Source organism: Bacillus changyiensis (assembly GCF_027706145.1).
Classification (GTDB): Bacteria; Bacillota; Bacilli; order Bacillales; family Bacillaceae; genus Bacillus; species Bacillus changyiensis.
In genome coordinates this window covers 102,584-115,527 of the sequence record NZ_JAQFWW010000002.1, presented here as the reverse complement: position 1 = coordinate 115,527, position 12,944 = coordinate 102,584, and the positions used below count along the sequence as shown (strand labels likewise).

Sequence of the window (12,944 nt, the reverse complement as noted above, 5' to 3'; positions counted from 1 at the left end):
AAGTTATTTTAGCCCATATTTCTGGGCAAATAGCGCAGGAGGTATAAGGAATATGTCAGGAATTATTCGCGTAACACCAGCTGAACTACGTTCAATGGCTGGCAGATATGCTAAAGAAAGCGAAGCTGTTCATAGCCAGGTTGAGCAACGACTTGATCAAATGATTAAACAGCTTGAAGATATGTGGGAAGGTGAATCAAGCCGTGCGTTCGCAGCCCAATATCAAGAATTAAGACCTTCTTTTATTAAGATGGCTGACCTTCTTAGCGACGTTTCTAAACAGCTTTCACAGACTGCTACTACTCTTGAAAACACTGATAAAGACATCGCTAGCCAAATTCGTGGTTAATAGACAGACTAGCTAGAAAAAGAGAAGCGCCTGATTCAAAAGAGGATGATGGCGCTTTTTCTATTGAGAGGTGATGAATTGATGTATGTTGACATTACCATCGATTTAAAAAACTATGATGGCGGCGTGTTTGATTTAAGACTGTCAGACTATCATTCCGTTAAAAAAGTAATTGGTATCGCATGGCAGGCCCAAAACATCTCTTATCCTCCGCGTGAAGGTTATTGGGTAAGGGTGATCAATAAAAATTCCGTTTTTTCCGGCGAATACAGTTTGGTGGAATGCGGTATTACAACAGGAGATCGCCTAGAAATACTATGAAAGGATCTGGATGAATGGCAGATACAAAGAAAACGTACCTAGAAAACCAATTAGAAGCTGTCATGACAAAAGAAGAAGGCACTTATACATTTTGTTTTCAAAGAGAAAAGATTCATCTTGTCAATGGCTTAGAAGCTAATGCCATTAAAGAAGTCAATCCTTCCTTTAAAAAAGAAACCGTCATGACCGATGATGAAGTTCGAATTTCAATTCAGCCTCCTTCCGAATTCAAACCATTTCGTCAGTTGAAATTTAAAGATAAAAAAAGTAAATGGCTCTTTGCTTATCAGCTTGTTAAAGCAGTTAAGGAGCATTCAGTTAAAAGACTGCATTTAATGATAGCACCAGAAAACATTGTCTTTGATAAGGGCTTAACGCCTGCATTTTTACATTATGGAGTTAAAGAAAGTATTCCGCCATACGAACATGATGAAGAAAGACTTTTTGCAGAAGTAAAAGCGACAGCTGCGCTTGCTGTTGATTGGGAATTTTCGTTTGAAGACTATTTAAAATACAATGAAACAACAAAGCTTTCAGACAAAGCAAAATCGATCATCTCGAGTAAGACATATGAAGATATAATAGATGTGATTCAACAAACACTGGATGAACTCGATGCAGAAGAAAAAACGCTTATCCATCTTCCAAAGAAAAAATGGAAGCTTCAAAGATACATAGGATTAGCCCTTATTATATGTTTAATACCAGCCATTTTATTTTCCTTTTATTCATTATTCTTCATCCAGCCTAAACAAACAGCATTTGTCGAAAGTAACCGTTACTTTTTAAATAAACAATACAGCAAAGTAATCGACACACTTGAAAAATATGATATCGACGAGATGCCGGAATCTGTTCAATATCAACTTGCCTATTCATTTGTCATTGTTGATAACTCAGTCAAAATAACGGATTACGGAGAGGGGCAGAAGCAAGTATTAAATACGCTGACCCTTCAATCAGATCCAAAGTATTTTGCTTATTGGATTCAAATCGGTCGGGGTGAAAACAAAGAAGCTCTTGATACAGCACACTTGTTAGAGAACCCTGGTTATATTGCATTTGCCGACTATAAATATTCCGAAGAAATAAAAGCTGATGAAAGTCTGTCAAGTGATGAAAGAAAAAAACAGGTTGAACCGCTGCTAAAAGAAAAGGAACAAATGGAAGACGAACTAAAGAAGCAAAGATCTAAAGAAGAGGCGGCAGAGAAAGCGAAGCAGCAATTAGAGGCGAGAAAACAGGACGAACAGGTAAAGCTAGATCAAGAGAAAAAACAAAAGGAAGAAAAGAAAGAGAAAAAAGCGAAGGAAGACAAAAAGAAAAAAGATGAAAAATAAAGTGAAAAAACCTGTTGATAACAGGAGGTGGAAAGATGAGTCTGTTATGGATTTTTTATCGTGAAAACTATCAAAAAATAAATCTGAGTCACCGCACAAGCCGTAAACTGACAATCGGTCCTCATTTGAAAGATTCGGTCACGATCCGCCATTTTCCGTTTGAAAAAGGGTCTGTGATTTTGGAAAAACAAAAGGATACTGATGCTTACAATGTTGTTCAAGGAGAGGAACAGGCCTCTCTTTTAACAACAGATGAAAAAGTTATTGTTCAGAACCAAATGGAACAACTCACTCTCTTTTTAACTGAAGAACTTGAGAAAGCTCCAATCTATTATCTTGGGGAAAGAAAAGAAATCAGCATTTCTACCTTTGACCAAAAAGCAGATATCTATTTAACGAAGATCGATTCATTCTTTGGTGAAGGCACATGTTCAATCATTCGGCTTGAAAACCAGTGGAACATCATACCAAATGATGCCGATATCTATCTCAATGGGGAAAAAGTCTCAGCTCCATCAGTATTGCAAATTGGAGATGAAATATTGTTCGGGCTTTATACTTTCCATATCATTGAAAATGATCTTTTGGAAATTAGCGGAAAGAGTGATTTTGAGACATCTTTGGTGAAAACAACCAGACCGAGTTCTGAGACGAAAAACAAATATCCACAATATCGGAGACCACCGCGGATGATCTACGATCTACCTGATGAGAAAATTTCATTCACCTTTCCGTCACAAGAAAATGATCAAGATAACAGAGGGTTGTGGCTGATGATTCTCCCTCCCCTAGTGATGCTGATTGTGATGGGAATTGTCTCACTGATTCAACCGCGGGGAATCTTTATCATTATCTCACTGGCTATGTTTATGATGACAATGATCACATCAACCGTTCAGTATTTCCGAGACAAAAAACAACGTAAACAACGTGAAGAAAAAAGAGAGCGAGTCTATACCCTTTACTTGGAAAATAAAAAGAAAGAACTGCATGAATTAGCAGAAAAACAAAAATTTGTGCTAACCTTTCACTTCCCACCTTTTGAAAGGATGAAATATTTAACGAAAGAAATTAGTGGTCGTATTTGGGAACGATCAATTGAAAGTGAAGACTTTTTAAAAATTCGCCTTGGAACAGGTACGGTTCATTCCTCCTACGATATTAATATGAGTGGTGGAGATCTAGCAAACCGCGATACAGACCATTTGCTGGAACAGACGCAGAAAATGGAGGAAGTCTACAGAGAACTGAAGAATGCACCAATCACTGTCAACCTTGCCGATGGTCCGATGGGGGTTGTCGGAAAAGAGGTCGTTGTCAAAAACGAAATTCATCAACTTGTCGGTCAGCTTGCTTTTTTCCACAGTTATCACGATTTGCGCTTTGTGTTTATTTTTGATGAAGCGGAATATAAGGACTGGGAATGGATGAAGTGGCTGCCGCACTTTCAACTGCCTCATACATATGCAAAAGGCTTTATATACAACGAACAGACGAGAGACCAGCTTCTCTCAAGCATATATGAGATTTTAAGAGAACGTGATCTAGATGAAAACAAAGAGAAAATGCTATTCAAACCGCACTTTGTGTTTATTATCACAAATCAGCAGTTGATTGCAGAACACGTCATTTTAGAGTATTTGGAAGGCAAGCAAAAACATCTTGGTGTATCAACAATTGTTGCCGCAGAAACGAAAGAAAGCTTGTCAGAAAACATCCATACGCTTGTTCGTTATATTACTGAACAGGAAGGCGACATTCTCATCCAACGGAAGAAAGCCGTCCAGATCCCTTTTCAATTGGATGATCACAAAAGAGAAGATAATGAAGTATTCTCTCGCACATTACGGACGCTTGACCACCAAATGGGGATGACCAATTCGATTCCTGAAACAGTGTCATTTCTTGAACTGTTCAATGCAAAAGAAGTCGATGACATTGGAATCGCACAAAAATGGTTGACAAGTGAATCTGCAAAATCTTTGGCCGTTCCGATCGGTTACAAAGGCAAAGACGATCTTGTTTATTTAAACCTTCATGAAAAAGCACACGGCCCCCATGGATTGTTGGCAGGTACAACAGGATCTGGGAAAAGTGAATTTTTACAGACGTTTATTTTGTCTTTAGCTGTGCACTTCCATCCTCATGAAGTCGCTTTCCTATTAATCGACTATAAGGGGGGCGGAATGGCACAGCCATTCAGAAACATTCCGCATCTTCTCGGGACGATAACGAATATTGAAGGTAGTAAAAACTTCAGTGCACGTGCACTAGCATCTATCAAAAGTGAACTGAAAAAACGGCAGCGCCTGTTTGACCAGTACAGTGTTAATCACATTAATGATTATACAAAGCTGTATAAACAGAACAAAACACAAATTGCAATGCCACACCTCTTTTTAATATCGGATGAATTTGCCGAATTGAAAAGTGAAGAACCAGAATTTATCCGTGAGCTTGTCAGTGCGGCGAGGATCGGTCGAAGCCTAGGGGTTCACTTAATTTTAGCCACCCAAAAACCAGGCGGTATTATCGATGATCAAATTTGGAGTAACTCCAGATTTAAAGTTGCCTTAAAGGTACAGGACGCAAGTGACAGTAAAGAAGTTCTTAAAAACGGTGATGCAGCAACAATTACGGTAACTGGCCGTGGCTATTTGCAGGTCGGTAATAATGAAGTATATGAGCTATTCCAATCTGCATGGAGCGGAGCACCTTATATGGAAGATGCGTACGGAACAGAGGATGAAGTCGCGATCGTCACAGATACAGGACTTGTTCCTTTATCAGAAGTTGACACTGATCATGCGGTCAAAAAAGAGGCTGAACCTGAAATTGCAGCAGTTGTAGAGCGAATTGAGCAAATTCAAGCGGAAATGGGAATTGATAAACTACCAAGCCCATGGTTGCCACCGCTTGAAGAAAAAATACCTAAATCGCTTTATCCAGCAAATGAAGTAGATACCTTTAACTTCGCCTTTATTGATGAACCTGAAAAACAAAATCAGGAGCCGATCAGCTATCACATGATGGATGACGGAAACATCTGTATTGTTGGTTCTAGCGGCTATGGAAAATCGATCACAATCGCGACATTCCTCCTTAGCTTTGCGGCTGAATACACACCAGAAGAACTTCATAACTATATCTTTGATTTTGGAAATGGAACACTGCTGCCACTGGCAAGGCTTCCGCATACGGCAGATTACTTCCTCATGGATCAGACGAGGAAGATTGAGAAATTTATGATTCGAATAAAAGAAGAAATCGAACATCGGAAAAATCTATTTCGTGCCAAAGAGATTAGTCATATTAAAATGTACAATGCGCTTAATGAAGACAAACTGCCGTTTATTTTCATAACAGTGGATAACTTTGACATTATTAAAGATGAAATGTATGAACTTGAAACAGAATTCATTCAGCTTTCTCGCGATGGGCAATCATTGGGTATTTACTTGATTCTATCGGCGACAAGGGTGAATGCACTCAGACAGTCGCTGTTAAATAACTTGAAAACAAGAGTCGTACATTATTTGCTGGATCAATCAGAAGCCTATTCCATCATGGGAAGGCCGAAGTTCAGTCTTGAACCGATTCCTGGACGAGTCATTATTAATAAAGAGGAACAATATTTTGCGCAAATGTTTATGCCTGTAGAGGCAGAAAATGATATTGAACTATTTGAAAAGATTAAAGCGGAAATTCAGGCCATTGCCGATCGCTATCAAGGTATGAGAAAACCAGCTCCGGTACCAATGCTACCGCTAGAGCTTTCAGTGACACAGTTTATGAGAGATTATCCGCTTCAGTCTGAGAGAGGTCTAATTCCACTCGGACTTGATGAAGAGTCTGTCGAACCTGTTTACTTTAACCTTGAGAAAATGAAACACTGTCTCGTTATGGGCCAGACACAACGCGGAAAAACAAATATTGTCAAAATCATGATTAATCATCTGCTTGATCACGAAATCGATATTGCTGTCTTTGATTCGATTGACCGTGGCTTGTCTCAGTATGCGACAGAAGAGCTGATCGACTATCTTGAAACAAAAGACGATATTTTGCAGTGGCTGTCTGAGGCTGAAGAAACTTTCCGGACAAGGGAAGCCATGTATCTACAGGCCGTAAAACAAGGCGAACTGGAAGAACTTCATTTCACACCGCTGGTCATTGTTGTTGATGGGATTTCTCGCTTCCAACAAACTATTGACACAAATATTCAAGATCAAATGGCTATGTTTATGAAATCATACGCACATCTCGGTTTCTGTTTTATCCCTGCCGGAAACCACAACGAGTTTACAAAAGGCTATGATTCATTAACGAGTGAACTTAAGCTAGTGAGACATGCCATCCTGTTAATGAAAAAGTCGGATCAAAACTTAATCCAACTTTCATATGAACGGAACGAGCCAGATATCTTACCTGGATTTGGCTATATCGTTGAAAACGGAAAAGAAAGGAAGATTCAAATTCCTTTATGTTCTGTAGAAAGGAAGAAAGTGAAATGACGGAACAACAAAAAAGCGCGCTGAAATTGCTCAGCGCGATGGTCATTATTATATTGCTGCCCGTCTTATTTTTTCATTTTATCGGCGAAAATCCGACAAAAAAAGTTTCGAACGCTACCGGACAAATCGCCATTGTAAATGAAGATACAGGGAATAAAAAAAGCGATAAAGAATACTTTTTAGGTCGGGATGTGTCAGCAATCTTGGCTGAACGACCTGATTATGAATGGACTGTCGTCGATCGAAGCGTTGCCGAGAATGGACTTGCCGACAGAAAATATGATGCTATCATCTATATTCCTTCGGATTTTTCCAGTAATATTTTAAGCTATGATCATGATCGGCCGCAGAAAGCAGAGTTGAAGTATAGGGTTCAAGATCGGCTTGATGCTGTCAACAAAGAAAAAGTTCAACGTGAACTGCAAGATGCACAAAAAACGATGAGTAAGAAAATGTCTTCCATGTATTGGAATGTTGTTCAAGATGAAATTAAAGGAATTAGAAAAAAATTTAACGGCATTGTGAATAAAGAGTCAGAATTCCAAAATGCCATGTACAATTTTTATAAACCAAGCTCGAACGATTTAGCAGGTGAAGTTAAATCACAAAAAGACATGATTAACAACCTGAAAGAGTCAATCAATCAAACAAAAGAGACATCAAAAGATCGAAATTCAAGTGTTAAAAGTTCAAAAGAAGAGCTGGGCGAGTTTGTTAAAAACGTCGATCAGTTTAAAACATACCAACAGAAGCAGACCCAATTGCTTAAAGAAGCCCAGACACAAAACGAAAAACAACTGACTACAGGTCTAGAATCGATTAATCAAAATCAGGAGACCGGTGTTAAACTATTTAATAATGGAACAGAAGGATTGACGAGTTCCCTCAATCAGCTGCAACAAGGAGTTAGTAATTCATCTACTGCTTTTGAAAAATTGATGAATGCTCGTACAACCCTTCCAGGCCAGCAACTTGAGTCAATTAATGGTTTGCAAAGCAGTCTGCTTAAGGATTATCAAACTGATGCTAGAACACAAAACTTAAATACCATTCAGTCTTTATTGATTGATGAGCGTGAAAAAATAGCCGAAAAACCTGCAGATGACTCAGATCCTGAGCAGGATGATAAAGAGAACAGTGAGAATAAAGAAGATCAAAAACATGAAGATGAGCAAAAACATGAAGAAGACGATGATGAAGACCAGCCAAAAATTGATCTAAAAGAACAACAAGATGAATTAACACAGATTTCCAATGAACTGAAAGCACTGTCAGATGGACTTCCAGAAAACACTGGTCAAAACGATCACAAAGATCAAAGTCAGTCACCTTCTCAACAAAGCGATCAGCAAGAGAGCAACCAATCTTCCGAACCGGCTGAAAGTCAAGAGTCTAGTTCTGATCAAAAGCAAGCTGACGGGGTTGTTGATTTAAAAGAACAACTGAAAGATGCGTCAGCTAGACTTGAAAAAGTGGAAGAAACACTTGGCACGAAACAGGATGAACACAATGAAAAGGTTAAAGTTCGTCTGGATAAACTGAGTGAAAAAATTGATGATTTAAACAGTCAGATTGAAGAACTGGAAAAAGGATCACGAGAATCACAAGAATTTAAAAGTCAAATGAAAGATTATATCCAAAAGAAAGAACAGAACTTATTAAAGAGCGATATCACTGAAGAAAGAAAAGAAGAATTAAAGAAAGTTTTTGAATTTGATATTAAAGTAAATAATGCTGACAATTTGCTTTCATACTACTACTTTCTTTCGCTTTTTGAAGCAACAGTTTTCGATTCTTTAAACCCGGATCCTTCGAAAAGTCTTATTTCTAATCATCAAAGTGAAGTTAAAAAAGTTCTTGAAGTCAGTGAAGAAGAAAGTGGCAATTGGACAGAACTTAACAACAATATGTTAACTTCCAAACAAGATGTTGATAAATATAAAAAAGGAATGGAGACATTCGTTCAAACGTACAGTGGAAAAGTTGAAGAAAAACATAACGCTGTCAAGGATGAGGTTAAAAAAGTGTCAGAAAAAGCAAAAAGTGTTTCTGACCTGTTGAATAAGCCAGCCAAAGATGGAACCATTATTGAGTCGGGAGATTCAACAGATGGTAAAATGGTTCTTAGTTTACAGGACAATGTTGGTAAGGGAGTGTTGCAATTATCAGAAATGCTTGATTCATTATCAGATGATCAATCCGGGGTGATCAAGTATACAAACAATATCCATGATAGTGTCAACGATGTTCAGAATAAGGCAGATACATTGAATTCAAATTGGGGTAAAAACGTCAATACGACAAAACTTGTTCGTAAAGATGTGTATGGTATTCTCAAAAATGGATTTAATGGAAATGACAATTATGTACATGATTATTTGGCAAATCCTCTGAAAATCAGCGGAGATGTACCAGAATCTAAAGCACAAAACGTACCACCTGTTGTCATTCTAGTCATTATTCTGATATCAAGCTTGTTAATCGGCTATTTCAGTCACTATTATCAAAAAGCGCCATTACTAGTCAGAGGTGCACTGTTTGGAATCCTGAATATCATTGTTGGATTAATGATTAGTTTGTTCGGCTTGAATATTTATTCGCTTGCAGATGATCAGGCCATCATGTGGTCAATCTTTACGATTATGCTACTTGTCGCAAGTTCGGCTGTTATTCGTTCGACATTTATGCTAGGATCAATTGCCGGAGGTATTACAACAGCTGTAATGATATTATTCTATGTTGCACCACTGCTCGATTTAGCAATGCCTAATTTCAGTTTTGAAAATCCAGTATCAACTGTTTATATGTCCATTCAGTATGGTACAGGAGGTTTGTTTGCACTTGGAACTGGAGCATTAGTATTAATCACAATTGTCGTTATGGCTGTTCCTTTTGTTGTAAGTTTTGCAAAATCAAGAACTGAAGAAAGTGAGAGTGACCATGAGGCATAATGCGAAATGGGGAAAGAAGGGGATCATGGTTATCATGCTCTCCTTCTTTCTTATCACTACACCCGCAAAGGCGGAGAAAACAGATGATGTCAATGTAAAGCCAAACGAATATCAAAAACAGGATGTTGAAGTCAACACGAACTACTTTCAAGAAGATCCTGAGGATGAGAAAAATGTTTCCGCACCAGACGAATTGAAAGATCTTTCATTCGATATTAAACAAACAGACGATTCAAAAGAAAAGCTAAAAGAAATATCCTTGTCCACAAATGGAAGCAATTCAGCTGTTGAAAAGTTAAAAAATCTTAGTTTTGCAGGAATAGAAAAGGCATCATCGAAGGAAGAAAAAGATACCCCAACGAAAGGGCAGCAAACGATTTTTCTGCCAATCCTTTATGGCGTACTGATTCTTCTCGGCATTACAATTCTCATCTTTTTAATTCCGAGAGTTACTGGTCAACAAAAAGCCAGAAGCAAGTCATGAATGGGGGACTTTAAAATGCATCTATCGATTGTTACAGGGGCTTCAAGGGGCCTTGGTGTGGCGATTATTAAAGGTCTTTTAGAAAAAGGGCATATCGTCCATGCTTTAGCACGAGGCCAATCTAACATCCATGATGACAAGCTCATTCAGCATCAGCTCGATTTAACGCAACCAGATGTTACAGAAAAGTGGTTTATGTCATTTACGGATTCTATCAAACAGGATGATTTTCGATCGATTACGCTGATCAACAATGCTGGAATGGTTACACCGATCAAACGTGCAGGTGAAGCTACACAGAATGAACTACTGCAGCACTATAGCTTGAATTTAGTGGCACCCATTTTACTCAGTCAACTGTTTACGAAATGGCTAAAATTTTACCAAGGTCAAAAGACGGTTGTCAACATTTCATCAGGTGCGGCCAAAACACCTTATAAAGGCTGGAGTGCCTACTGCAGTTCAAAAGCTGGGCTTGATATGTTTACGAGAACGTTTGGATATGAACAGGAAGACGAACATTTTCCAGTGAAGATGATGTCGTTTTCACCAGGTATTATGGATACTCATATGCAGAAGCAGATCCGTATGTCATCTAAAAACGACTTCTCTCAGGTTGAGCGATTTAGACATGATCATGCAGAAGGAAAGTTGAGAAATCCTTGTTTTGTTGCCGGTATATTACTTAATCTTCTAGAGACTGATATAGAAAATGGTAAAGTATACGATATTAAAGAGTTTTTATGAAAAATAGGCAGGCACAAAGGCAAATCTTTGTGCCTTTTTGAATCCAAACAAAAAGAGATGGGACATCATATACTAGAAAATCTTACTATTTTTAAAATGTGTCAGAATAATTGAGATTTACAGCAAAATGTGTTAGGATCTTAAAAATATCTCTAGGAGGGGTTTACATGAGAAAAGTTACATTAATGGATGTATTCACCCATCCAATCGCTCAAAAATATTTAACACGTTCAGGTGTTGCCCATGCCGTAGCCTGTGCTTATCATGCATACCGCTTAGCAATAAAAGCGGGAATTGACACTGATATGGCCACAAAAGCTGCATTATTGCACGATATTGGCCATTATGAATGGTATACGGACGGAGAGTGGGATTATGACAAGTATAAACAATATGACATCCACGCCATTAAAGGGGCGGAACGTGCCCACAAATTGTTGATCCGTCTCGGTGAAGAACCGAAAGCCGCAAAAGAAATTGCTTTGGCGATATTGCTACACACCGATTCCTATTTACCAGAAGGCGATCTAGAGAAAAATAAACTACAGCGGATTGTTAAAAAGGCGGATGAGCTTGATGAAGAACCCGGTGGCAACCATCACTATCGCAAAATCGATGATAGACTTGCCATCCAAAAAATCAAGCAACTTGATCAAATGGTTGATGATGTCCGTTTACCCATGACAAAAACAGTTTAATTGTGCAAAGGGTTTTCAAACGTTTGCCCTTTGTCATCTACATATATGGAGCGAATAATTGTTCGATTAAATGGTGTTTGGTCAGCTGTTTTTCCAGAGAGATCAATCGTTACTGAGTACATACCGGGTTTCTTGAATGAAAGTTTATGTTGTAAAGCTTTCACTGAAGCGGATTTCAGCTCTTTTTTCTCGATTTGTTTTCCGTTTTGATAACGGATTGTACGGATAGTCGCTTTTACATTTGTCAAACTAGAAGTTTGTGTTTTCATAATCTTGTCAATTTGCAGATCAAACGGAGAGTCAAATGTTGTAACGAACAAATAGGCTTCTTTTTGTTTAACCACAGAAGACATTTTCCATTTTCCTGGAAGTGGATTTTTTATTTTTGCAGAATGAACATAACCACCAGCAAAAACATCAACTGTCTCTGTCAAAGCAAAATCTTTCGTCACATGGCCAGCGGGATCTGTCAATTTGATGTGCCGTTCGGGATGATCGCTGAGCCAATGAACCGTCAGCTCTTTCACCCCTTTTTCTACAGCAAATTCTTCTGTTTTATGACCTGTATTTTCTCCACCCCTAACAAAAGGATAGGAACGCTTTTCTTTCATATATGATTTTTTATATGTGTTGACTTGAATGTTTTTTGGGTCTTTTGTTAACAGAGCTTGAAAAGTTGGGAAAGTCTTGTTTCCAATTGGAATTCCAAAGTGGTTCCAGTTTCCTGTGATCAAATGGTCGGCATAAGGAAGCATCGCATTTGTTTCCGTGACAGCTCCATCATTGTTTCCGAACAGTTTTAAATAAACACCACCAAAAAATAAAACGCTTCCAAAATGACCGATTCTATGTCCAGCTAAGGTGAAATAATGGGTTTTTTTCAGATCGGGGTGAGCATCTGTCTTATTGCGGAATGAAGCCATATAACCGGTTTGCAATGAATAGACACCATCATTTTTATGACCTAAAATCCCTGCAAGCCAACCGGCCCAATTGCTGTACGCAAGATCAGCCAGCTGTGAACCGTGATGAGGGGTTCCAAGTGTAATCACATGCTCGACATATTGATGTGCATCATGATAGGTAAGGGCTGCCTGGGTGTCAATTCCGCCCTTGCTGTAGGAGACGATAATCATTTTCCGACCGAAATGTTCATACATCTCCCGCAATTTTTCTGCCAATAGTGCCCCATTAGTGTACATATCTTTGTCATGATGAAGATCAATATAAGCCGTTTCATAGCCGCTTTCCCATGCTTGCTTTGACATATCATTCTTTTTAAACCATACTTTATTTGAGTTGTATAGACCATGAACAAAGACAATTGGCGGTTTTCTAGGGTCGACTTGTTCAACAGCTTTGCCTGTAAACCAATAGCCGGGTTTTCCACTATCGTCTATAAAACCTCCTGCATTTGATACCTGCGGAAACAAAAACAACAGAGCCACAATCAATAGTGTCCATTTTTTCATCCACTTTTCACCTCTTTTAAAAATTTATGCAAGCGCTTACATAAGTTACTATAAATGAAACCTACATC

9 protein-coding genes are annotated in these 12,944 nt (G+C 38.5%); 8 read left to right on the top strand and 1 reads right to left on the bottom strand.

Annotated elements, in window-relative coordinates; translation table 11 throughout:
• The first annotated feature begins 52 nt into the window (after nucleotides 1–52).
• The 8 genes from PDT38_RS07845 to PDT38_RS07810 all read left to right on the top strand — a co-directional run bounded on the left by PDT38_RS07845 (nucleotide 53) and on the right by PDT38_RS07810 (nucleotide 11,404).
• Nucleotides 53–349 (top strand): WXG100 family type VII secretion target, encoded by a 297-nt coding sequence (locus PDT38_RS07845; protein WP_270800334.1) that lies wholly within the window; start codon nucleotides 53–55, stop codon nucleotides 347–349.
• An 81-nt stretch (nucleotides 350–430) separates the two neighbouring features.
• Nucleotides 431–670: an EsaB/YukD family protein gene (locus tag PDT38_RS07840; protein ID WP_270801681.1), complete on the top strand. Its 240-nt coding sequence runs from the start codon at nucleotides 431–433 to the stop codon at nucleotides 668–670.
• A 14-nt stretch (nucleotides 671–684) separates the two neighbouring features.
• Nucleotides 685–2,010: a type VII secretion protein EssB gene (gene essB, locus PDT38_RS07835; protein ID WP_270800332.1), complete on the top strand. Its 1,326-nt coding sequence runs from the start codon at nucleotides 685–687 to the stop codon at nucleotides 2,008–2,010.
• 35 nt (nucleotides 2,011–2,045) lie between these two features.
• Nucleotides 2,046–6,524 (top strand): type VII secretion protein EssC, encoded by a 4,479-nt coding sequence (gene essC / locus PDT38_RS07830; RefSeq protein ID WP_270800330.1) that lies wholly within the window; start codon nucleotides 2,046–2,048, stop codon nucleotides 6,522–6,524.
• Nucleotides 6,521–9,475: a type VII secretion protein EsaA gene (esaA, locus tag PDT38_RS07825; RefSeq protein ID WP_270800328.1), complete on the top strand. Its 2,955-nt coding sequence runs from the start codon at nucleotides 6,521–6,523 to the stop codon at nucleotides 9,473–9,475. Before essC ends, esaA begins: the two co-directional genes overlap by 4 nt.
• A 25-nt stretch (nucleotides 9,476–9,500) precedes the next feature.
• Nucleotides 9,501–9,959 carry a type VII secretion protein EssA gene (gene essA / locus PDT38_RS07820; RefSeq protein ID WP_270800327.1) on the top strand — a complete coding sequence of 153 codons (459 nt, stop codon included), beginning with the start codon at nucleotides 9,501–9,503 and terminating at the stop codon, nucleotides 9,957–9,959.
• A 15-nt stretch (nucleotides 9,960–9,974) separates the two neighbouring features.
• Complete coding sequence (locus PDT38_RS07815; protein WP_270800325.1) at nucleotides 9,975–10,706, top strand: (S)-benzoin forming benzil reductase; 732 nt, start codon at nucleotides 9,975–9,977, stop codon at nucleotides 10,704–10,706.
• A gap of 167 nt (nucleotides 10,707–10,873) precedes the next feature.
• Nucleotides 10,874–11,404, top strand: coding sequence for an HD domain-containing protein (locus PDT38_RS07810; RefSeq protein WP_270800324.1), 531 nt, complete (start codon nucleotides 10,874–10,876; stop codon nucleotides 11,402–11,404).
• On the opposite strand, the gene PDT38_RS07805 is transcribed toward PDT38_RS07810, so the two are convergent.
• The gene (locus tag PDT38_RS07805; protein ID WP_270800323.1) at nucleotides 11,401–12,876 is read right to left on the bottom strand and encodes an esterase/lipase family protein; all 1,476 of its coding nucleotides are present in this window, start codon (nucleotides 12,874–12,876) and stop codon (nucleotides 11,401–11,403) included. The two genes, PDT38_RS07810 and PDT38_RS07805, sit on opposite strands and share 4 nt — an antisense overlap.
• Nucleotides 12,877–12,944: the final 68 nt, after the last annotated feature.